General features: G+C 64.6%; 20 protein-coding genes. 8 read left to right on the top strand and 12 right to left on the bottom strand.

Going from position 1 to position 22,100, the window contains the following annotated elements:
- Positions 1–100 precede the first annotated feature (100 nt).
- The 5 genes from B0G62_RS25710 to B0G62_RS32590 all read right to left on the bottom strand — a co-directional run bounded on the left by B0G62_RS25710 (position 101) and on the right by B0G62_RS32590 (position 4,587).
- Positions 101–982, bottom strand: coding sequence for a plasmid partitioning protein RepB C-terminal domain-containing protein (locus B0G62_RS25710; RefSeq protein ID WP_103707003.1), 882 nt, complete (start codon positions 980–982; stop codon positions 101–103).
- Entirely contained in the window at positions 979–1,878 is a 900-nt protein-coding gene (locus B0G62_RS25705) for a plasmid partitioning protein RepB C-terminal domain-containing protein (RefSeq protein WP_103707002.1), read from the bottom strand. The genes B0G62_RS25710 and B0G62_RS25705 overlap by 4 nt, the downstream gene beginning before the upstream one ends.
- On the bottom strand, positions 1,875–3,440 hold the full coding sequence (locus B0G62_RS25700; protein WP_219906128.1) for a recombinase family protein: 1,566 nt from the start codon (positions 3,438–3,440) through the stop codon (positions 1,875–1,877). The genes B0G62_RS25705 and B0G62_RS25700 overlap by 4 nt, the downstream gene beginning before the upstream one ends.
- A gap of 125 nt (positions 3,441–3,565) precedes the next feature.
- Positions 3,566–4,012, bottom strand: a complete 447-nt coding sequence (locus B0G62_RS25695) for a hypothetical protein (RefSeq protein ID WP_103707001.1) — start codon at positions 4,010–4,012, stop codon at positions 3,566–3,568.
- A gap of 161 nt (positions 4,013–4,173) precedes the next feature.
- A complete protein-coding gene (locus B0G62_RS32590; protein ID WP_103707000.1) occupies positions 4,174–4,587 on the bottom strand; it encodes a helix-turn-helix transcriptional regulator in 414 nt (137 codons plus the stop codon).
- Between B0G62_RS32590 and B0G62_RS31450 the strand changes: the two genes are divergently transcribed.
- Positions 4,586–4,822 (top strand): hypothetical protein, encoded by a 237-nt coding sequence (locus B0G62_RS31450; protein WP_146055356.1) that lies wholly within the window; start codon positions 4,586–4,588, stop codon positions 4,820–4,822. The two genes, B0G62_RS32590 and B0G62_RS31450, sit on opposite strands and share 2 nt — an antisense overlap.
- Positions 4,823–5,002: 180 nt before the next feature.
- Here the strand turns inward: B0G62_RS31450 and B0G62_RS25685 are convergent, their stop codons facing one another.
- Together B0G62_RS25685 and B0G62_RS25680 are read right to left on the bottom strand one after the other, a co-directional pair.
- Positions 5,003–5,269 (bottom strand): hypothetical protein, encoded by a 267-nt coding sequence (locus tag B0G62_RS25685; protein ID WP_103706999.1) that lies wholly within the window; start codon positions 5,267–5,269, stop codon positions 5,003–5,005.
- 153 nt (positions 5,270–5,422) lie between these two features.
- Positions 5,423–6,508, bottom strand: a complete 1,086-nt coding sequence (locus tag B0G62_RS25680; RefSeq protein WP_103706998.1) for a substrate-binding domain-containing protein — start codon at positions 6,506–6,508, stop codon at positions 5,423–5,425.
- 131 nt (positions 6,509–6,639) lie between these two features.
- On the opposite strand from B0G62_RS25680, the gene B0G62_RS25675 reads away from it, so the two are divergent.
- From B0G62_RS25675 to B0G62_RS25660, 4 genes are read left to right on the top strand one after another with little or no spacing between them, the layout of a single operon-like run.
- Positions 6,640–7,170, top strand: a complete 531-nt coding sequence (locus B0G62_RS25675; protein ID WP_103706997.1) for an NAD(P)H-dependent oxidoreductase subunit E — start codon at positions 6,640–6,642, stop codon at positions 7,168–7,170.
- Positions 7,167–8,720, top strand: coding sequence for a formate dehydrogenase beta subunit (locus B0G62_RS25670; RefSeq protein ID WP_103706996.1), 1,554 nt, complete (start codon positions 7,167–7,169; stop codon positions 8,718–8,720). Before B0G62_RS25675 ends, B0G62_RS25670 begins: the two co-directional genes overlap by 4 nt.
- A 13-nt stretch (positions 8,721–8,733) precedes the next feature.
- A complete protein-coding gene (gene fdhF / locus B0G62_RS25665) occupies positions 8,734–11,670 on the top strand; it encodes a formate dehydrogenase subunit alpha (protein ID WP_103706995.1) in 2,937 nt (978 codons plus the stop codon).
- Positions 11,671–11,674: 4 nt separating this feature from the next.
- The gene (locus B0G62_RS25660) at positions 11,675–11,911 is read left to right on the top strand and encodes a formate dehydrogenase subunit delta (protein WP_103706994.1); all 237 of its coding nucleotides are present in this window, start codon (positions 11,675–11,677) and stop codon (positions 11,909–11,911) included.
- A gap of 6 nt (positions 11,912–11,917) precedes the next feature.
- Here the strand turns inward: B0G62_RS25660 and B0G62_RS25655 are convergent, their stop codons facing one another.
- The 3 genes from B0G62_RS25655 to B0G62_RS25645 form a co-directional block, all read right to left on the bottom strand.
- Entirely contained in the window at positions 11,918–13,654 is a 1,737-nt protein-coding gene (locus B0G62_RS25655; protein WP_103706993.1) for an FAD-dependent monooxygenase, read from the bottom strand.
- Positions 13,655–13,731: 77 nt separating this feature from the next.
- Positions 13,732–14,772 carry a cation diffusion facilitator family transporter gene (locus B0G62_RS25650; protein ID WP_103706992.1) on the bottom strand — a complete coding sequence of 347 codons (1,041 nt, stop codon included), beginning with the start codon at positions 14,770–14,772 and terminating at the stop codon, positions 13,732–13,734.
- A complete protein-coding gene (locus B0G62_RS25645) occupies positions 14,769–15,092 on the bottom strand; it encodes an ArsR/SmtB family transcription factor (RefSeq protein WP_103707059.1) in 324 nt (107 codons plus the stop codon). Before B0G62_RS25645 ends, B0G62_RS25650 begins: the two co-directional genes overlap by 4 nt.
- A 146-nt stretch (positions 15,093–15,238) precedes the next feature.
- Between B0G62_RS25645 and B0G62_RS25640 the strand changes: the two genes are divergently transcribed.
- The gene (locus tag B0G62_RS25640) at positions 15,239–17,149 is read left to right on the top strand and encodes a tetratricopeptide repeat protein (RefSeq protein ID WP_103706991.1); all 1,911 of its coding nucleotides are present in this window, start codon (positions 15,239–15,241) and stop codon (positions 17,147–17,149) included.
- 104 nt (positions 17,150–17,253) lie between these two features.
- Here the strand turns inward: B0G62_RS25640 and tcuC are convergent, their stop codons facing one another.
- Positions 17,254–18,549: an MFS transporter gene (tcuC, locus tag B0G62_RS25635; protein WP_103706990.1), complete on the bottom strand. Its 1,296-nt coding sequence runs from the start codon at positions 18,547–18,549 to the stop codon at positions 17,254–17,256.
- Positions 18,550–18,921: 372 nt separating this feature from the next.
- Here tcuC and B0G62_RS25630 point away from each other — a divergent pair, with 372 nt between their 5' ends.
- Together B0G62_RS25630 and B0G62_RS25625 are read left to right on the top strand one after the other, a co-directional pair.
- Positions 18,922–19,464, top strand: coding sequence for a GNAT family N-acetyltransferase (locus B0G62_RS25630; protein ID WP_103706989.1), 543 nt, complete (start codon positions 18,922–18,924; stop codon positions 19,462–19,464).
- Between the two features lie 245 nt (positions 19,465–19,709).
- Positions 19,710–21,029 carry a hypothetical protein gene (locus tag B0G62_RS25625; RefSeq protein ID WP_146055355.1) on the top strand — a complete coding sequence of 440 codons (1,320 nt, stop codon included), beginning with the start codon at positions 19,710–19,712 and terminating at the stop codon, positions 21,027–21,029.
- A gap of 159 nt (positions 21,030–21,188) precedes the next feature.
- Here the strand turns inward: B0G62_RS25625 and B0G62_RS25620 are convergent, their stop codons facing one another.
- Complete coding sequence (locus B0G62_RS25620) at positions 21,189–21,911, bottom strand: DUF2968 domain-containing protein (RefSeq protein WP_103706987.1); 723 nt, start codon at positions 21,909–21,911, stop codon at positions 21,189–21,191.
- Positions 21,912–22,100: the final 189 nt, after the last annotated feature.

Genomic DNA, 22,100 nt, shown 5'->3' with positions numbered 1-22,100 from the left:
GCTACGGCTCCGTCGAGTGCCAAGGGGTCGCAGCCGCCGCCATTATCTCAGTGTCAATGAAACAGGCCGCATACCAGACATGGGATCTCACCACATTCATTCACTTCTCTAGCGACACGGTCCGTACGATGTCCTCGAATTCGGCAAACATGTCCGGCTGATACTTCGTCAGAAAACGAACGACGGCGTCGTTATCGAGGAGCTTGGCGATGTAGCCTTTGGCGAGCACGAGGTTGAGCACATCCTGCCCGTACGACTGCTCAATGATCTTGAACTGACCGTGGACATTGCCCATCTCGCGCTCCATGCGAGCCATCTGATCGGCGGTGACGCCGGCCATTTTCTTCGGCTTCGCCTCCCCGACGATCATCTCTGGTGGCGTCGCGGCGAGCAGCGCCTGGCAGTACGCGACCGTGATGTTGTTTGCGGCGAGCATCAGCTCCACAGATTCGATCTGCCGCGTCGGTTTCATCTTGCGCAGCACCGCACCGAGGTTCGCTGAAAACTGCTGGTCTTTCAGCAGCTCAGCCGCTTCCCGGCAGAGACCGTCGAGCAGGTTCATTTTCTTGATGATGTGGCTGACATCAACGCCCAGGGCCTTGGCCAGCTTATCGGGCTTCACGCCCCGATCGACGGCTCGCCGGATCATGAAGTGCTCCTGGATTGTCGACAGGCGGTTGATCCGGTTATTGTAGGTATAGCTTTCGTCATCGATCGCGACGAAACACGGAGCATCGACGAATTCGAGCTGCCGCAGTGCGAGCATCCGGATATGTCCGTCGAGCAGGACATACTGTCCGGTTTTCGGATCTGCCTTGCTGACGGTCAGCGGCTCGATCAGGCCAACTTCCTCGAGCGACGACAGGATGGTCTTGAATTTCTTCGACTCGTGAACGCCGTCAGGTGTCTTGCGTGATGGCAGGATCCTGTCGAGCGGAACGGTTATGGGGTCGGGAACAAATCCAAGCGGCGGCTGGCTCACACTGCGCTCCCTTCCCAGACACGCTCGGCCAGATATTTGGGTAGCGTTTCCAGACCTTCTGCACGCAGCAGGTTGGTGAAATTTTCATCTTCAAGTAGCTGGCGCAAGGCTTCGACGATGAACAGTAGCCGTTGCTGTGTTATCTCGGCTTTCCGAATCATCAGCCGCTGTCGCTCGACCTCGTTCTGGTAATTGCGAACCAGACTCGACGGCGTCACCTCGGGTTTCTTGCGCGAGGCGCCGCGGGCCAGTGATCGTCCCTGAGTCCGTCGGCGCTCGATGACCCGTCGCGCTTGAATCAACTGGCTGCCGCGTAGCGTGTGCGTTTCATAGGCCTCCTGCAGCGCGGCCTGAATCGCCTTGTCGTCGTTGCCCGCGCCGGCAATGGTCATCGCGGCATTAAGCGGAATGCGTCCGGAATGGACGGCGGCGAGCAGTCGCTCCTCGCCATTTTTGAGTAGGTACAGGATCCCCTGCACGTATTCGCTGCTCAGGCCGGTTTTCTCGGAGATGGCTTTCCTGTCGTAGCCGAGGTCGCGCAGGCGCGCGATACCAGAGAGCAGCTCGAGCGGCTGATATTGGCGCCGTGCGATGTTCTCAGACAGGCTGACGATGAAGGCCTGCTCATCGTCCATATCCTCGACAATTGCCGGGATGAACGGCTCACCGAGCATCTGAAAGGCCTTGAGTCGCCCCTCGCCGCAGACCAGCAGATAGCGACGTGATCCGCCTGGACCGTTGCGTGGCGCGACTCTGATCGGTTTTTTCAAACCGACGGTCCGGATGTTCTCGACGATTTCATTAAACACCCTGGCGTTTCGCTCGCGGGGATTGAGCACGTCGATCAGGTCGACCGGGATCATCTGCAGGTCGATCGCGGAATGTTCCTTGTTCATGCAACCCTCCGAAGACGATAGCGTTCTGCCATGCCATACAGGTAGTCCAGATTGTCGAAGCGGTAGCTCTCGTACTCGATGCGGTTGTGATCGGCGAGCGAAATCCCGGGCTGTCCGAAATCGAGCCTCGGCAGCAGGTAATAGTCGAGCGGAGTCCTGTTCGTCTCGTCGAGCCGGATGGCGACAGTGATATCGGGCAGCAGGCTCGTGTCGAAGCGCACCTTCCAGCGCCGCCGGCCGTTGTCCAGCATTAGACAGCGCGCCAACACCATCGACACGGTGAATTCACGGTTTACATCGAGCAGGTCGGTCGCGAGATCCCGCTGGACCGAGCCGCCCAGGTCAAGGATCATGCGCTCGGTCTGACTGATGATTTCCGGATGCAGCCGGCGCAGGAACTGATTGACCTCGAGGAACCGGTAGTCGCGGTCAGGCGTGAATCCGACCGCCTCATAGGCGCGCAACAGGCTGCCGAAACGGTGGATGTATGCTGCTGTCGACGGCATGCCCTCGGCCTCGTCAATAATGAGCCCGGATAAGACGCCGCGCTGCCTGAACAGATTTCGCAGCTTCTCGAGCAATTCTTCGTTGCTATACCTGTGCGATCTCGCCCGGAGGATGCCTTGCGCGGTGTAGAAAATGTCGGGCGAAACGATCGCCTCGAACGCGCCGTCCTTTCGGATCCACATCTCCGGCTCGTTGACCACGCGGTGCTTCTTGAGCTTGAATGAGATCCGGTTGTAGATGTTGTTGCCAATGTATTTCTCATTGCTGAGCACCTGCCGCACGGTCGCCCTCGTCCACTCTCTCCCGAGATCCGTGGGAACACATCCAGCGTTCAGCCGCGAGGCGATTTCCGATTCGGTGAGCCCGTCGTCGACGAACCATCGGTAGATCTGGTTAACCGTTGCGACCTCCTGCTCGGGCCCCGGCATCAGGATCACGCGATCGGTCTGAAGGCTCTTGTGCTCGCCACGCGCCAGTTCGCTCTTGAACGTGCCGGTCTGGTCGACGAGGACGCGCCGCAGGCCGTAGCCAGCCGGACCACCCTGGCGATACCCGAGCTCGATCAACCGGCACTGGCCTGCGAACACCTTCGCCGACAGTTCCCGGCTATATTCGCCGGCCATCGCACGCTTGACGCCTTTGACGATGGTCGAGACCGGCGAACCATCGTTCTCGAACTGCTCCGCGCAGTATGTGACCTGGATGCCGGCGCGCCGGCAGATGTATTCATAATAGGCACTCTCGTCGGCGTCCTGGAACCGGCCCCATCGGCTGACGTCGTAGACGAGAATCATCTCGAAGTCCACCTGACCGGACTCAACATCGCGGATCAGCCGCTGCAAAGCCTGTCGTCCATCAATGCTCAGGCCGCTTTTGCCTTCATCGGCGTAGGTCCGGACGATCTGGATGCCACGAAGCTCGGCGTATTCCCGGATCTTATCCGCCTGATTCTCTGTCGAGTATTGTTGGTGCTCGGTGGACATCCGGACATATTCCGCTGCCCGGTAGATAACCGTCGGCCGCGAAGCTTCATCGGGGGGATTTTCCTGCCACATGGTGACGGGTCGCCTGATCGAGAGAGTTGCTGTTCCCGGACATCCCGCCGGGGGCCGGCGTGACAGGCGATCCAGCCCCGTCACGGTCTCCGGGAAACGGTAAGTGGCGAGCTTTTTCGTGTCGATCACGTCCTCTCTTTGCACACGTCCATCTTGCGCGGACATGTCTCGCACAAGGGTGTGATCTCGACTAGCCAGGAATCCGTCGAAGCGCCTGCTGGCTGAGAAATTGGCGTGAGCCGGTACACGCCGGACAGCGCGATGCACACATCCATCTTTGCAACGCTGGCAGAGGCCGCGAACGGCTGGCCCCGTTGCCGTGCTCGGCCGCTGGTCACATAATCCGGATGGTCACGCCGGTACTGACGCCAGTAATCCGGGTTCTGGCTCAACCACGCGCGCTGCGCATCACGCTGGTTATCGCGGTAGTCGGAGTCGGTTCGGAGTTTCTCGCGCTGCCACTGACGCTTGCGGGCGCGCTGGCAAGAGGGCGACGAACAGTAGGCCTGATGAGGAGTCTGCGGACGCGGTACGAACACATCACCACAGCAGACGCAAAGCTTGTGTGCCATCGAGAATCCCCCGAGCGGAACGCAATCGGGGGGAATTGTCTACGGTGATGGCTTACTTGCGGAGAATGGAGCCCGGTGTAGCAACCGGGCCATTGCAACTCGACCGGCCCCATCAGCCCCCTGTTGGTGGAAAGCGCCTCGGTTGCCCACAGCCAACCCTTTCAGTCCCTCAATTCCGAGGCGTTATTGTCTGACTCGAAAAGCGAATGCGCGTTCGACGCCACTTTCCCGCCCTGCGCTCCGACTACGTGATACCAACGCTGAGCCGGGCCGACCAGCCGCGAAAAATCGAAGCTTCGGTCAGGTATTGAACTCTCATCGACAGGGGCCGTCTGTGCACGAGGCTTTCTCTTGCCTGGAGTTGCCGCCCTTGCGCTTGCCTCCTCAAAAGCCTCGACGTCCACGTGCCGATAGAGCACCTTACCGACCAATTTCAAATATCTCGGTCCGATCCCATCGCTACGCCAGCGCTCTAGCGTGGCTTCGCTGACGCCCCAGCGGGCAGCCAGTTGGCGCTGATTGAAGTGAACAATATCCATCTTGAACTCCCTTCTGATAAGTTGGCGGGAGTCCATGAAGGCGCTGCTTCGTCCGCAAGCCAAGTCCGGAATTAAGGACGTCGGTTCGATTCCCCCCTTCGGAATCGAACTGGCTCCCGATGCGGATCTAAAGCACCGTTCCCAGCGCGCGACGATGGCACATTTCGTGACTCGTGGATTTGACGTGTCAACCCCACTTTTCGAGACGGTTCGCAACACTGGGCAACTTGCCGGAAATTCGGTTTGGCGCGCGTCGCCCGGCAGTTCATGACAGGGTGCGACCCCACCACCAGAATTTGTTGCAGCAAAATAAAAACTCGCGAAAGCTTTCTAAAGCTTCGCGAGTTTTTTCTTTTTGCGGCGCAATAAAGCTGCGACAAAGTCTGCAACAACCTGCAACAAATAAAAAAGCGGCGCCATCGCGCCGCCTTCTATCGCAAAATCCGTCCGCTTAATTATCTTGCGGACATTGCAGATTACAGCCGTTCGGATCGCCGAGATCGCCCTTTTTGCGCATTGCGGACGCCTTGCCGTGCTGATACTTGGCGGACGGCGCGGAGGCCGCGAACTGCAACTGCGGATGTTCCTGGAGACGGAATTCGTCGGTCAAAATGCCGCCCGGCACGCCGGGGGAGTTCTGCGCGAAAGCGACGTCGATGGTGGCAAACAGCGCGCCGGCGGTAGCGGCAACTGCACAAACTTTGAGCAAGAATTTCATGGTCGATCGGCGCGGACTGGGCGCATCTGGAACGGGGGAGCTTATACCGGTCGAAAGTATCACAAAAAGTCGCCGACTCTGCAGCGCTGGCTGACGGACATATTGCTCCGCATTACAACGCCCGTGCGCACGAGGCGCTTGAACCCGCCGCCGTCAGGCCGCGAAAACGTGCCCAAGCCAGCCCTCGCCGAGCGGCACGACCGTGCCGCATTCGCCAGGATCGTAGCCCTCCAGCCGCGCCACGGCCTCGCCGAATGGCGCACCGCGCAACAGTTCGAGCACAGCCGCAAGCGGCTCGCGCTCGAGCTGGCTGCGCTCGCAGGCGAAGTAATAGTCCTCGTCGACGATGGGGATGAAGTCGAGGCCGAAGTGATGCGCGGCCGGCTCCACGCCGAAACCCACGTCGGCCATGCCGCTCGCCACGAACGCCGCGATCGCCGAGTGCGTGAGTTCCGATGACGCGTAGCCGTTCACGCGATCCGGATCGACGCCGATACGCGTAAGCAGCAGATCGATCAGCAAACGCGTGCCCGAGCCCGGCTGACGGTTCACGAAGCGGATGTCGCCACGCGCGAGGTCGGCGAGACCCGCGATGCCGCGCGGATTGCCACGCTCGACAAACAGCCCCTGCTTGCGGCGCGTGAGATGGATCAGCACGTGGCGCTGCGGATCGAGCCAGTTGCGGTAGGCGTCGGCGCAGGCTGCGCGGAATTCGCCGCGCGGCAGATGAAAACCCGCCAGATCGCATTCGCCGCGCGCGAGCGCCGTGATGGCATCGGCGCTATCGCGGTATTTGATTTCGACCGGCACCTGATCGCCGACCAGCGCCGTCACCAGCGCCGCCACCGCGTAACCGTGCGAGGCGTGGATGCGCAGATCCTGCACGTCAGGCGCGAGCCAGCGGTTGAGGTCGCTCGCCACTTCGCTCGCGAGCGCCTGGAGATTGCCATGCAGGCGCTCGGCGCACAGCTGCTGCGAGCGCAGCACCGCCTCGCCCAGTTCCGAGAGCACCGAGCCGCGTCCGCGCGCCTTGGCGATCAGCGCGCCGCCCAGCCGCTCTTCGACGTCGCGCAGCAAACCCCACGCGTGCCGATAGGACAAACCCTTACGCTGCGCGGCCTGCGCGATGCTGCCTTCCTGCGCGACGAGCGCGAGCAGCGGCACAACGTCCGTCAGGCTTGCCTCTCGGCCATCCGCGTCGCGCACGACCAGTTGCGCGTGGCAATCGACCTTGATCATTATGAAGTCTTCCTTCCTATTGCAGCGGCCATTCTACGGGCCTATTGTTCGTCCATACAACAAGACAACCCCAGCATAGATGCACACTTTATGAATAACAAGTGCATATATGCCCCTGGAGGAGCCTCACAATGGACGAGACAAAAGCGCATTCAGATGCGCAGTTAGCCGCTCTGGCGAATGCGCTCGTGCAGCGTCACGCGCTGCCCGGCCGCACCCTGCTCGCGATCCTGCATGCGATCCAGGACGATCTCGGTTACGTGCCGCCGGCCGCCGTCGCGCCGCTCGGCCGCGCGCTGAATCTCTCGCGCGCCGAGGTTCACGGCGTCCTCACCTACTACCACCATTTCCGCACCGCGCCGCCCGCGCCCGTCGTCGTGCAGCTGTGCCGCGCCGAAGCGTGCCGCAGCATGGGCGGCGAAGCGCTCGCGCAGCATGCCGAAGCGCACACGGGCTGCAAGTTCGGCGCGCATGAACAGGCTTCGGCGCAAGGCGTCGCGCTGGAATCGGTCTATTGCCTCGGCCAGTGCGCGCTCTCGCCCGCCATGATGATTAACGGCACGCTGCACGCAAAAGTGACCCCGCAGAAGTTCGACGCGCTGCTCGCGAGAGCGGTCGCCGCAGTCGCGGCTGACGTTACCCATACCGAGGAGGCCGCATGACGCGCATCTACGTTCCTCGCGATTCGTCGGCGCTGGCGCTTGGCGCCGATGACGTCGCCACCGCGATCGAGCGCGAAGCCGCCGCGCGCGGCGTCGAAATCGAACTCGTGCGCAACGGCTCGCGCGGCCTGCTCTATCTCGAACCGCTCGTCGAAGTCGATACGCCCGATGGCCGCGTCGGCTATGCGAACGTCGAAGCAAGCGATGTCGGCGCGCTGTTCGACGCCGGCTTCCTGCAAGGCGGCCAGCACGCGCGCAGCGTCGGCCTCGTCGAGCAGATTCCGTATCTGCGCCGCCAGCAGCGCCTCACCTTCGCGCGCATCGGCATCACCGACCCGCTCTCGACCGGCGACTACGTCGCACACGGCGGCCTCGAAGGCCTGCGCCGCGCGCTGCAGATGAGCGCAGGCGACGCCTGCCAGGCCTTGATCGAGTCGGGTCTGCGCGGACGCGGCGGCGCGGCCTTCCCGGCCGGCATCAAATGGCGCACGGTCGCGCAGGCGCAAGCGGACCAGAAGTACATCGTCTGCAATGCCGACGAAGGCGATTCGGGCACGTTCTCCGATCGCCTCATCATGGAAAGCGATCCGTACGTGTTGATCGAAGGCATGACGATCGCGGGCGTGACGGTGGGCGCGACGCTCGGCTATATCTACGTGCGCAGCGAGTATCCACATGCGATTGCCGCGCTCGAAGAAGCGCTTGGGCGCGCGCGCGCCCAGGGGTGGCTTGGCGACGACGTGCTGGGTAGCGGCAAGCGTTTCGATCTGTTCGTCGCCAAAGGCGCGGGCGCCTATGTGTGCGGCGAGGAAACGGCGCTGCTCGAATCGCTCGAAGGCAAGCGCGGCATCGTGCGCGCCAAGCCGCCGCTACCCGCGCTCGCGGGCCTCTACGGCAAGCCGACGGTCATCAACAACGTCATCACGCTCGCCACGGTGCCCGTCATCTTCGCGAAGGGCGCGGCGTTCTATCAGGACTTCGGCATGGGCCGCTCGCGCGGCACGCTGCCGTTCCAGCTTGCCGGCAATATTGCGCGCGGCGGCCTGGTGGAACTGGCCTTCGGCGTGACGCTGCGCGAGCTGATGCTCGACTACGGCGGCGGCACCGCCAGCGGTCGCCCCGCGCGCGCCGTGCAGGTGGGCGGGCCGCTGGGCACGTATCTGCCCGAAAGTCAGTGGGACATTCCGATGGACTACGAAGCCTATGCGGCGGTCGGCGCGGTCGTGGGCCACGGCGGCATCGTGGTGCACGACGACACGTCGAATCTCGCGGCGCTGGCGCAATACGCGATGGAATTCTGCACGCTCGAATCGTGCGGCAAGTGCACGCCCTGCCGCATCGGCTCGACGCGCGGCGTCGAAGTCATCGCGAAGATCCGCCAGGGCGACACCTCCGAAAAACAGGTCACGCTGCTGCGCGATCTGTGCGACACGATGGTATCCGGCTCGCTGTGCGCGATGGGCGGCATGACGCCCTTCCCCGTGCTGTCCGCGCTCGATCATTTCCCCGAAGACTTCGGTCTTGCCACCCAACCGGCGGCCGCCGCCTGAACGAGGAACCTCCATGTCCGACACGCTCATGTCCCAGTCCGGTGGTTGCGGTTCCGGCAATTGCGCCTGCAAATCGGCGGCCATCCAGAAGCGCTCGCCCTTCGACGACACCGACTACGGCACGCCGCTGCGCCATGCCGATGTCGATGTCACGCTCGAAATCGACGGTCAAAGCGTGACGGTGCCCGCGGGCACCTCCGTCATGCGCGCCTCGATCGAAGCGGGCGTCAACGTGCCGAAGCTCTGCGCGACCGACTCGCTCGAACCGTTCGGCTCGTGCCGGCTTTGCCTCGTCGAAATCGAAGGCCGGCGCGGCTATCCCGCGTCGTGCACCACGCCCGTCGAAGCGGGCATGAAGGTGCGCACCCAAAGCGAGCGGCTGCAGAAGCTGCGCCGCAACGTGATGGAGCTGTACATCTCCGATCACCCGCTCGACTGCCTCACCTGCCCCGCCAACGGCGACTGCGAGCTGCAGGACATGGCGGGCGTGACGGGCCTGCGCGAAGTGCGCTACGGCTTCGACGGCGCAAATCATCTCAAGGACAAAAAGGACGAATCGAACCCGTACTTCACCTACGATCCGTCGAAGTGCATCGTCTGCAATCGCTGCGTGCGCGCCTGCGAGGAAACGCAAGGCACCTTCGCGCTGACGATCGCGGCACGCGGTTTCGAGTCTCGCGTCGCGGCGGGCGCGAGCGAATCGTTCATGGAATCGGAATGTGTCTCGTGCGGCGCGTGCGTGGCCGCGTGCCCGACCGCGACGCTGCAGGAAAAAAGCGTCGTGATGCTCGGTCAGGCCGAGCATTCGGTCGTGACGACCTGCGCCTATTGCGGCGTGGGCTGCTCGTTCAAGGCCGAAATGAAGGGCAACCAGGTCGTGCGCATGGTGCCGCACAAGAACGGCCAGGCCAACGAAGGCCACGCCTGCGTGAAGGGCCGCTTCGCCTGGGGTTATGCGACACACAAGGACCGCATCACGAAGCCGATGATTCGCGCGAAGATCACCGATCCATGGCGCGAAGTGAGCTGGGAAGAAGCACTCAGCTACGCGGCGAGCGAGTTCCGCCGCATCCAGGAAAAGCATGGGCGCGATTCGATCGGCGGCATCACGTCGTCGCGCTGCACGAACGAAGAAACCTATCTCGTGCAGAAACTCGTGCGCGCCGCGTTCGGCAACAACAACGTCGATACCTGCGCGCGCGTCTGCCATTCGCCCACGGGTTACGGGCTGAAAACGACACTGGGCGAATCGGCGGGCACGCAAACCTTCGCGTCGGTCGATCATTCGGACATCATCATGGTGATCGGCGCGAATCCGACTGACGGGCATCCGGTGTTCGGCTCGCGTCTGAAACGCCGCGTGCGTCAGGGCGCGAAGCTGATCGTCGTCGATCCGCGCCGCATCGATATCGTCGATACGGCGCACGTGAAGGCCGAACATCATCTGCAATTGCGCCCCGGCACCAATGTGGCGATGATCAACGCGCTCGCGCATGTCATCGTCACCGAAGGTCTGGTGAACGAAGCATTCGTGGCTGAGCGCTGCGAGACGCGCGCGTTCGAGCAATGGCGCGATTTTGTGGCGCTGCCGGAGAACTCGCCCGAGGCGATGGAAGCGCTCACCGGCGTGAGCGCACAGCAGGTGCGCGAAGCCGCGCGACTCTACGCGCGTCCAGGCAACTCGGCGATTTACTACGGCCTGGGCGTCACGGAGCACGCGCAAGGCTCGACGATGGTGATGGGCATCGCCAACCTCGCGATGGCCACGGGCAACATCGGCCGCGAAGGCGTCGGCGTGAATCCGCTGCGCGGCCAGAACAACGTGCAGGGTTCGTGCGACATGGGTTCGTTCCCGCACGAGCTGCCCGGCTACCGGCATGTGGGCGACGCCAACGTGCGTGCGCTCTTCGAGGACGCCTGGCAGGTCGCGCTGCAAAGCGAGCCGGGCCTGCGCATTCCGAACATGTTCGAGGCGGCGCTCGACGGCACCTTCATGGGCCTGTACTGCCAGGGCGAGGACATCGTCCAGTCCGATCCGAACACGCAGCATGTGGCGGCGGCGCTCTCCTCGATGGAATGCATCGTCGTGCAGGACATCTTCCTGAACGAGACGGCGAAGTACGCGCATGTGCTGCTGCCGGGCTCGTCGTTCCTGGAGAAGGACGGCACCTTCACCAACGCCGAGCGCCGCATCTCGCGCGTGCGCAAGGTGATGCCGCCGATCGCCGGTTACGCCGACTGGGAAGTCACGATTCTGCTCGCCCGCGCGCTCGGCTACGAGATGGGCTACACGCATCCGTCGCAGATCATGGACGAGATCGCGCGCCTCACGCCGACTTTCCACGGCGTCTCGTATGCGCGGCTGGACGAGTTGGGCAGCATCCAGTGGCCCTGCAACGAAACGGCTCCCGAGGGTACGCCGATCATGCACATCGACGGTTTCGTGCGCGGCAAGGGCAAGTTCGTCATCACGAAGTTCATCGCCTCGCCGGAGAAGGTCACGCGGCGTTTCCCGCTGCTGCTCACGACGGGCCGCATCCTGTCGCAGTACAACGTGGGCGCGCAGACGCGCCGCACCGAAAACTCGCGCTGGCACGAAGAAGACCGGCTGGAAGTGCATCCGGTGGATGCGGAGGATCGCGGCATTCGCGACGGCGACTGGGTGGGCATCGAATCGCGCGCGGGGCATACGGTGCTGCGCGCGAAGGTCAGCACGCGGATGCAGCCGGGCGTGGTCTACACGACGTTCCACTTCCCCGAGTCGGGCGCGAACGTCATCACCACGGATGCGTCCGACTGGGCCACCAACTGCCCCGAATACAAGGTGACGGCCGTGCAGGTGAGCCACGTGCAGCAGCCTTCGGAATGGCAGCGCGAGTATTCGCGCTTCAACGCGACGCAGCTCGATCTGCTGGGCAAGCGCGAATCCATCGTGACGTCAGGGAAATAAGCCGATGAAAACCGACCACCTGATCGAAATGGCCAACCAGATCGGCCTGTTTTTCGACTCGCTGCCCGATCGCGAGGAAGCGCTCACGGGCATCGCCGAGCACATCCGCAAATTCTGGGAGCCGCGCATGCGCCGCGCGCTGCTGACGGAGCTGGACGGCGCGCACGATGACGCCGGTTTCAGCGAGATCGTGCGCGCCGCGCTGACTCAGCATCGCGAGGCGCTCACGCCGGCCACCTAGCCTTCCTCACTGCGCGGAAGGTTTAGGCGACGGCGTCGGCGAGAACCATGCCTCGCAGTGGCGCAACAGGCCGTGCAGGTCCGAGCCGGTGCGGCCGCGCGCGCAGATGTAGCCGTCGGGCCGCACGAGATAGAACGCGGGGCGCGTGCGCCCGTACGCATCGCCCAGCGACGGCGCGCCCTCGCCCGGAAGCGGTGCTTCGCCCGCTTCGAGATCCGCGAGCCACCAGACCCGCACCGCCTGCGGCAACACCCGCTCGACGGCGTCGCCGAAACGGCGCAATGCGTCAGGCCCGTTGCCCGTGGCACCGTTCGCCGCGCCCGCCTGCGGTGATGCGGCGTTCGGGTCATGCTCCGCGGCTTCGGCGGCGCGCACCGTATCGGCGTCCACCAGCAGGAAAAGCGAAAAGCTCGCCGGGTCGTGCAGATCGAAAATACGTCCCTTGCCCGGCGCCTTGCCAAGCGGCCCGTCGATCACGCGCACGCACGCATCGGGCGCGCGCTCGCCCGCGCGCGGTCCGCCGTCGAGCACGCGCTCCAGCGTCAATGGACTGCGCCGGTACTGGATCGACAGTTCGCTCACCGCCTGGCGCGCCGCGTCGCGCAACGGCCCGAGCGCGACCAGCGCCGGCATCACGCGCTCGCGCAGCACCTTGAGCGGCCCATGATCGGCCTCGACGAGTTGCGTCATGAAGCTCGTCTGACGCAGCACGATGCGCTCGATCGGATAACGCTCGGCGTGATAGGTGTCGAGCAGCCGCTCGGGCGCGCCGCCCAGCACGCGCGCGAGTTTCCAGCCCAGATTGAACGCTTCCTGGATGCCCGTGTTCATGCCCTGCGCGCCTGCGGGGCTGTGCACGTGCGCGGCGTCGCCCGCGAAGAACACGCGCTCCATGCGCAGAAAACGCACCATGCGGCTATTGATGCGGAAGTACGACGCCCAGGTCATGTCGGCGATCGACACTGGATGATGCACGCGCCGCTCGACCACCGAGCGGCACTCCTCCAGCGTCGGCACGGGGATCGTGCCTTCGGGCGCGGCGGGCAGCATCGTCTTGTGATCGGCGATCAGACGATAGCGGCCGTGCCCGTAAGGAAACAGCGCGGCAAGACCGTCGCCCGAGGCGAACACATGGAACTCGTCGTCGGACCAGGGCGTGCTCGCCTCGACATCGGCGAGCAAAAACGACTGCGCGAGCGTCTCGCCCTCGAACTCCATGCCGAGGTGGTGGCGCACCGTGCTGTGCGCGCCGTCGGCGGCGATCAGATACGCGCAGCGCATCGCCTCCACGCGGCCATTGGCGCAACGCACGTCCGCGCTGATCCCCGCGGCGCCCTGATGCAGTTCCAGCAGTTCGCAGCCGCGTTCGATCTCGACGCCGAAGCTCGCCAGTTGCGTGGCGAGGATGCGCTCGGTCTCGGTCTGATCGAGGAAGAGCAGATACGGATAGCGCGTGAAAAGCGGATCGAAATCGAGCTGCGCGCGACGCTGTCCGTTCGAATAGAGATTGGCGACGTGCGCGCGATGACCGCGCGCAAGAAAGGGCTCGACGATGCGATGCTGCTCGAATAGTTCGAGCGTGCGCGCCTGGATGCCGATGGCGCGCGAATGACGTGCGGGCTCGCGCATACGTTCGATCACGCGGACCGGAATACGCGCGCGGGCGAGGCTCAGAGCAGCGGCGAGACCAGTCGGTCCCGCGCCGACGATGAGCACGGACGGCTGGGAAAAAACCTCGGTCATGCAGACCTCCATGCGGCCGACATGAACCGTAGTGTACGCCCGCTCCCCGCGTGGCCGTGCATGGACCGGCGCGGCGTTCAGGTATGACCATGCGGCGCGCTGTCAACGGTGGCGTCGAGCGCCGGATCGAGCGCGCAGCGATGCACGCTCGTCCCGAGATCGACCTGCAGCGTCACGTGCTGCATGCGAAAGCGCGCGCCGAGCGCGCTCACCATGGCATCGAGCACCGCGTCGCCGGGATGGCCCGCAGGCATCACGAGATGCGCGGAAAGCGCATTGCCGGTGGTGGACAACGCCCAGACGTGCAGGTCGTGCACATCGGTCACGCCATGCTGCTGTGCAAGAAAGAGGCGGATACCGTCGATATCGACGCCCTCGGGCACCGCCGCGAGCGCGAGCCGCACCGACTCGCGCAGCAGCCCCCAGGTGCCGCGCACGATCACCAGCACGACGACGATGCTCATCACCGGATCAACCCGGCTCCAGCCCGTGCCGAGAATCACCAGACCGCTCACCGCGACGGCGGCCGACACGAGCGCATCGGCGGCCATGTGCAGGAAGGCGCCACGAATGTTGATGTCGTCCTTCTGCCCGCGCATGAAAAGCCACGCGGAGAACCCGTTGACGATCATGCCGATCGTCGCGACCACGAAGACGTCGAGACCGACGACAGGCGCCGGGTTGATCAGGCGTCCTACGGCTTCGGCCAGGATCGCGCCGCAGGCGACGAGCAGCAACGCCGCATTGGCAAGCGACGCAAGGATCGAACTGCTGCCGAAGCCAAACGTAAAGCGCGCCGACGGTCGCCGCGTGGCGAGCCATGTCGCGCCCCATGCGAGCAGCAAGCCGAGCACATCGGAAAGATTGTGGCCGGCGTCGGCCAGCAGCGCCGCCGAATGCGCGATCACGCCATAGATGCCTTGCGTGACGACGATGACGACATTGAGCGCGACGGCCAGCGCGAACGCGCGGCCGTGGCCCGCGACGGGAGCGTGGTGGTGATGGTGGCTGTGCCCGCCGTGTGCGTGGTCATGGTCATGGTCGTGGTCATGCCCATGCTCATGGTCGTGGGCATGGCCCTCGCCCGCCGCGCTTTTGTGCTGATGACCGGCGCTCATCGACTCACCTCCGGCAAACCGAGCGCGGGCTCCGCGACGTGTTCGAGCATACCCGCCAGCATCGCGCTGATGTGGGCATCGGCGGCGGCGTAGAAGACCTGCTTGCCTTCGCGCTCCGAGCGCACGACGCGCGCCGCGCGCAACAGCCGCAGATGGTGACTCACCAGCGAGGGCGACAGCCCGAGCGTGTCGGCGATCGCGCCCACCGCCATGCGGCCCTGCACGCAGGCGAGCACGATGCGCAGGCGCGTCGGATCGCCGAGCAGACGGAACAGGTCCGCGAGCGGCACCACGCGCTCGTCGTCGAAATGGGTTGGCATGGGACGCGTCCAATACATATGAATATGTATTCATATGTTAGTTTTTTCGACGGGCGTGGTCAACATCCCACGGTTCGATTACGGGACGCCTGCGCGAGTGTGGGAAAATGCCGCCTTTAGATCTCCTACGTCTTCGCCTTTCGTTCATGGAACAGGTTTTTGTCCGCGCGTTCGCCGCACATCGCGACGGCCGGCTGGAGGACGCCGAGCGCGATTACCGCGCGACGCTCGCCGCCGATCCCGTGCACGTCGATGCGCTGCACATGCTCGGCGTGCTGCGGCATCAAAAGGGCCAGCACGCCGAAGCCGCGGACCTCGTGCGCCGGGCGGTCGACCTGCGCCCCGACGACGCCGCGCTCCAGCTGAACCTCGGCAACGCCCTGAAGGCAATGGGCGAACTCGACAACGCGATCGAGCGGTTTCGCAATGCGCTCACGCTCGCGCCCACCTTCGCGCTCGCGCACTACAACCTCGGCAACGCCTATGCGGCGATCGGCCGCCATGAGGACGCGATGTACGCGTTCGGCCATGCGGTGCGCCTGCAGCCCGGCGACGCGTCGTCGCACAACAACCTGGGCAACGCGCTGCATGCGCTTGGCCGCCACGCCGAAGCCGCCGAGACGTTCCGGCGCGCGCTGAAGATCCGCCCGGGCCACGCGGGCGCGCACAACAATCTCGGGATGGCCCTGAACGCGCTGGGCGACAGCGCGGGCGCGGTCGAGCACTTCCAGAAGGCGCTGCGCGTGCAGCCGCGTTTCGTCGCCGCGCATTTCAACCTCGCGAACACGCTCGAGGCGACCGGTTATCACGCGCACGCGGTATCCGGCTATGAAACCGCTCTGGCCCTGCAACCGCAGTTCACGCCCGCGTTGTTTGGACTCGGCAATGCGCTCGCGGCGCTCGGCCGTCACGACGAGGCGATCGCGGCCTATGAGCGCGCGATCGGCCTCGATCCGAAGTTTTCGCTCGCCTGGCTCGCGCTTGGGACGGCGCAGCACGCGCTCGGCCGTCACGCCGCCGCGCTGCGCGCCTTCGACGAGGCGCTGCGCACACGGCCCGATCTGGCCGCCGCGCATCTGAACCGGGCGCTCACCTGGCTCACGCTCGGCGACTTCCGGCGCGGCCTGCCCGAGTACGAATGGCGGCTCGATCCGGGCGCGCGCGACGAAGGCTTCGGCGCGTTGGGCCTGCCCGCGCGCGCGAGCGCGCCGGTGCCCACTTGCCCGCAAGGCGTGCCGCGCTGGCGCGGCGAGCCGCTGGGCGAGCGCACCTTGCTGATCCACGCCGAACAAGGTTTCGGCGACACGCTGCAGTTCATCCGCTTCGTGCCGTCCGTGCTGGCGCTCGCGCAGACGGGCACGCGCATCGTGCTCGAAGTGCAGGCGCCGCTGGTGCCGCTCATCGCGCCCGCGGCCCAGGCAGCGCGCATCACGCTGATTGCCCAGGGCGCGCCGCGTCCGCAGGCCGATCTGCAATGCCCGCTGCTGTCGCTGCCGCTCGTGCTCGGCACGAGCTTCGACGCCCTGCCCGCGCCCATGCCCTATCTCGCCGCGCCCGCGCCGTATCGCCGCAAATGGCGCGGCTCGCTCGGCGGCCAGGCGCGGCGCAAGATCGGCCTGGCGTGGTCGGGCCGCATCCACCGGCACGAGACTCGCAGCATGCCGCTCGCCGCGCTCGAACCGCTCTTCGCGCTCGACGGCATCGACTGGATCGTGCTTCAGCCCGATCTGACCGAGGCCGAACATGCGGCGCTCGACTCGCATCCGCGCGCGCGTTCGATCCACCGTCCCGGCCACAAGCTCGCTGATTTCGCGGACACCGCCGCTGTCATCGAGCGCCTGGACGCCGTGGTGTCCATCGACACGTCGATTGCCCACCTCGCGGGTGCGCTCGACGCGCAGCTCTGGCTGATGCTGCCTTTCGCCGCCGACTGGCGCTGGTTCACGGGCACCGACTCAAGCCCCTGGTATCCGCGCGCACGACTCGTACGCCAGCCACGCCCCGGCGCGTGGGACGAGGTGGTGGCGCAAGTCGCCCAAGCGTTGCGCGAAGGCTGAAGCGCTTCCAGCCGCCCAAAGCCCGAACGCCTGCCTGAGCACCCGGACGCCGGACGTAAAAAAACCCGCATCGCTGCGGGTTTTTTCTTTGCGCGCGGCGCGCGTCAGACCGTCTTGTACTGGTTGCGCGCCTCGGCCGTGCGATAGAGCACCAGCGTGGCAATCAGCCCGCAAATGCCCGCGACGCCCATCCACGCGCCCGGCGCCGCCTTGTTGCCGCTGACATGGATCAGGTACGTCGAAATCGCCGGCGTGAAGCCGCCGATGGTCGTCGCGAGGCTGTAGGCCAGCGAGAAGCCCGCAGTGCGCACATCGACGGGCATGACTTCGGTGAGCGCCACGACCATCGCGCCGTTGTAGCAGCCGTAGAGGAACGACAGCCACAGCTCGACCATCAGGAGGCGCGCGAACGACGGATCGGCCACGAGCCATTGCACCGCCGGATAGGCCGTGAGGATCGTGAGAATCGTGAAAGCGAACAGCACGGGACGACGGCCGATGCGGTCCGAAATCGCGCCCGAAACCGGCAGCCAGAAAAGATTCGACAAGCCGATACAGACCGTCACGACGAGCGTATCCAGCTCGCCCATCTTGAGCACTTCCTTGCCGAAGGTCGGCGTATAAGCCGTGATCATGTAGAACGACACGGTCGTCATGATGACCATGCCCATGCCGCCCAGCACGATGCCCCAGTTCTGCAGCATCGACGTCATGATTTCGCCGATCGACGGACGATGCTTTTTCTTCGCGAATTCCTCGGTTTCCTGCAGCGAGCGGCGAATCATGAACAGGAACGGCACGATCAGGCAGCCGATGATGAAGGGCACGCGCCAGCCCCACGCGGTCATTTCCTCGACCGGCAGGAGGTTGTGCAGCACCACGCCGAGCAGCGCCGCGAAGATCACCGCGACCTGCTGGCTGCCCGACTGCCACGACACGTAAAAGCCCTTGTTGCCCTTGGTCGCGATTTCCGAGAGATAGACCGAGACGCCGCCCAGCTCCACCCCCGCCGAGAAACCCTGCAGCAGACGCCCGAGCAGCACGAGCACCGGCGCGAGCACGCCGATGGTCGCGTAACCCGGCACTACCGCGACAGCCAGCGTGCCGAGCGCCATGAGGCCGAGCGTGAGAATCAGGCCCTTGCGCCGGCCGTGGTGGTCGATATACGCGCCGAGGATGATCGCCCCGAGCGGTCGCACCAGAAAACCCGCGCCGAACACGGAGAGCGCGAGCATCAGCGAGGCGAACGCGTTATTGCTCGGGAAGTAGGTCTTGGCGATCGCCGAGGCGTAATAGCCATAGACCATGAAGTCGTACATTTCCAGGAAGTTGCCGCTGACGACGCGAAACACCGTGCGGAACTTCGATTCGCTGGAAGAAGCGTGGGTCGCTGTGGACATGACGATCTCTGAAGGATTGCCAGCCGGCCGTCATATCGCATTGCTGCGCCTGGACCGCCTGGCAGGGAAACACAAAACACCGATGCGCCACGACCTCGCGCGCGCGGGCGCTCATTATGCTGCGCGCCCTCGGGTCCAGAAATCCGGGTAAGACCTGACTACGGTTAGCTAACGGCCATGAACGTCGCGCTACCCTTTCTAACTTCATTCAAATATTTCATATAGCTTTCGAAGTCGCCGGCAACCGGGACGAGCTACGACGATACGCATGAGGGTGCCTATCATGCACAATAGCCCATCGATGCAGCCCGTTCCGGCGAATTCGCCGGCGTGGAGATGTGCCGCACCTTTTCCGCATAATCGACGCCCCGCATGTCTACTGCCACGCCCCTCACACTGCGACCGGCCACGATTGCCGATGCCCCGCTACTCGCCGCCATGCACGCCGCCAGTTGGCAGGCCACCTACCGCCGGTTGCTGCCGTCCGCCTTCCTCGAAAACGAAGTCAACGCCGAGCGCGATGCCTACTGGCGCGCACGCATGGAAGCGCCGGGCGCTCAGCGCCGCCTCGTGCTGATCGCGGAACTCGCCACGCCGGGCGCCGCGCCCACGCCGGTCGGCTTCGTGTGCGTCGAGCGCCAGCCCGAATCGCCGTGGGGCGTGCTGCTCGACAATCTGCATGCGCTGCCCGCGCATCAGGGAATCGGCGTGGGCAAGCGGCTCATGGAGGCCGCGCAGCGCTGGGCGCGCGACCAGGGCGAAGCGCAGTTGTATCTGTACGTGCTCGACGGCAATACGCCGGCCATTGCGTTTTACGAGCGCCAGGGCTGGGAGCTCTCAGGTTCCGAGCCGGATCGCATGGGCGGCGTCGACATCACCGCGCTGCGTTACGTGTACCGGCTCGCCGCCAGCTAGGCGCGGATTTTTTGCCGGAAGGCCACCGGCTTCGCGCCTGGTCCCGGGCGCGCAAGTCGGTCCCCATTCGCATTACGACTACAATCCCCGACGACTTTTCAGATGTTTCCGATGGATTGTCGGGAGTCGGCCCTGCAATATTTGAGACTACGCATCCGATTCCCGAATAGCGCGCTGAACCGTAGAGCGCCTTTCGAATACCACCATGTTCTGGTGTTCCACCACAACAAGGCAGCGAGAGATCCATGTCAACTTTTCCGTTAGTTCAGGTGGAAGGCGCACTCGCGATGCCGCACATGCGCCCGCTCAATCGAGTCCCACCGCCATTCGGCCGCGAATGGTCACTGATGCCGTCGCATTTCAGCCTGCGCACCGAACTGCACGGGCTCTACGCGGCGTTCCTGCGCACCATCTGCCTGAGCGCGGAAGCCTTCCGCCGGGTGTATCGCTGGGATCGCCAGCCCCGTACCGCAGCCGAGCCGCCGCGGCCTGTCGCCGCGTCCGTCGGCGCAGCGCTGAGCGCCGCGCAGGCGCAGCGGGCCGCAGCAGAAGCCCTGGGCGGCCGTACTGCTGCTGGCGCACAGACGGCGCAGCGGGCACAAAGCACACAGACGGGACTCACGGCATATCCCTCGCACAGGCTCACCGCCAGCGCGGTCGCCGTCGGCGGCGCAGCGTTGCTCGCCTGGATCGTCGCCAGCCACACGCAATTCCACGACGATAAAAGCGAATCCGCGCTGCTTGCATCCGCGAACCCGGCTTCGAAGGCCAACGCGAGCCCGGCAGCGAAGTCGGCAGCGAACCCGGCAACGCAATCGTCGACTCGTCTTGCCGACGAACGCACCCTGCACGACCGCTCGATGTCGGGCGTCGTCAAGGGTCCGCAAGCCGTAGTGTCGGATGCCAGACACGAGAACGGCGTCGCGATCGGCTCGGCAGTCGTTGTCCAGCGCGACGCTACGCTTGCCCCTCCATTCGCACCTTCGTTCTCGCCTGCAAACGCTCCAGCGCAACGCGCCGATAAACTCACGGCCACGCCCGTCGTCGCCTCGGCACCCGCTGTCGTGCCGCGCAAGGAAACCGCGCCGGTACCGACTCCCGCTGCAACGTCCGTCGAAGCGACGACGGCATCGGTATCCGCTGAACGGCCCGACTTCGCGATGCGTACGCAGGCAAGCAAGCCCGCGCAAATCACGCCCGTGCTCAAGGCTGCCAGCGAAAAACGCGTCGCTACGGCCAACCGCCGTCAGGAAACCAGGGCGGGCGCACGGGCGTCGCGCAATGTGGGCAACCACCATGCAATTCACGAATTCGCGCCGCACGCCAGTGCGCCGCTCGTTCCCACGCGGCGCACGCGCGGTATGTATTCGGAGGCTGCGGAATATTCACCGCATCAGTTCGCAGTCAATTCCAGCGACGAATATCCGTCGCTCACGACCTACGCCGGCACGCGCACGGAGCCACGCCCCATCACCCGCGCCCCGGTCAGCACCGACAGCACCGATTGGGTCGATCACGTCGCGCAACGCCGCGTGACCGAGGTGCCAGACCGCTTCGCGAAGTAATGTCCGGTCTATCGCCGTTCACCACCGCGCGGCGTCCCCGATAACAGAAAGCCCGGCTCATGGCCGGGCTTTCTGTTTTTTCTCCCTGCTTTCGACTCGTCATCCCGACACACCGCGCCGCCAGCGAGCAGCGCAGTGTGCTTCCCTTCTCAGGCCAGCCTAACGGCGCGATCCAGGCAAACCCTGCTCCGTTTCACGCTGAAGCTGGTCGACCTGATTTTGCAGCTCGCGCAACTGCGCTTGCGCCTGGACCTTCTCGGCATTGAGCGCGGCCGCGCTGCCCTGCGCCTGGCGCTGATAGTCGTCGACGCGCGCCTGCTGCGTGCGCGCAACATCGATATCCGCCTGAAGGCGGCGGGCACGATCTTCGTTGATGGCAATCACCCGCTCGATGAAGGCTTTTTGCGCCTCGATCTGCGTGCGGCGGATTTCGACTTCGGCAAGACGCTGGGTCTGCTGCACGAAGTTTGCATAGATCGATTCCGCGCGCGCATCGTCCTGCGAGCGAATCACGCGCCAGAAATGCTTGTCCTGGAACAGCACCACGTAGTACGTCATTTCGGGCGGATAGAAGAACAGGCTCGCCCCGTAACTGGCGTTATACGTGGTGCGCAGTTCGACCAGTTGAGCGTCGTGGATGAGCTGCATCAGCGTCGCGACATCGCCCTGCGATGCACCCGCTGTCGCCTGATCGTCGACCAGGCCCGCGGGCGCCTGGGCATTCGCGGGCTGTGGCGTCAGGCTGCCGAGCGCCGGACGACTGCCCGCCACCGGCGCGGCATCGCTCGCAGGCGTGCCGGCCCAAACGGGCGCGCCGTGCTGCAAGAGAATGGAGACCGCGGCGGCCAGCAGGGCGCGCCGCAGCACAATGGATTGCTTCATGACTGCCTGTTCCGTTCAGGATTCCGAGTAACCGCTTATTATCGCCGCCCGAAAATCTCATAAACGTCGATTAATTTCGGATAACAAAAGAACCTGCGATTTGCTTGTCCGAAATCACCTACTTAATCCTAGGAATTGACGGATGAGTCGTACAGAAAAAGAAAAAGGGGCGGCGGCCCCTTTTTCTGG

This window comes from Paraburkholderia eburnea, from assembly GCF_002917095.1.
Classification (GTDB): Bacteria; Pseudomonadota; Gammaproteobacteria; order Burkholderiales; family Burkholderiaceae; genus Paraburkholderia; species Paraburkholderia eburnea.
The sequence above is the reverse complement of the archived record's forward strand: the minus strand, read 5'-3'. Positions and strand labels throughout refer to the sequence as shown.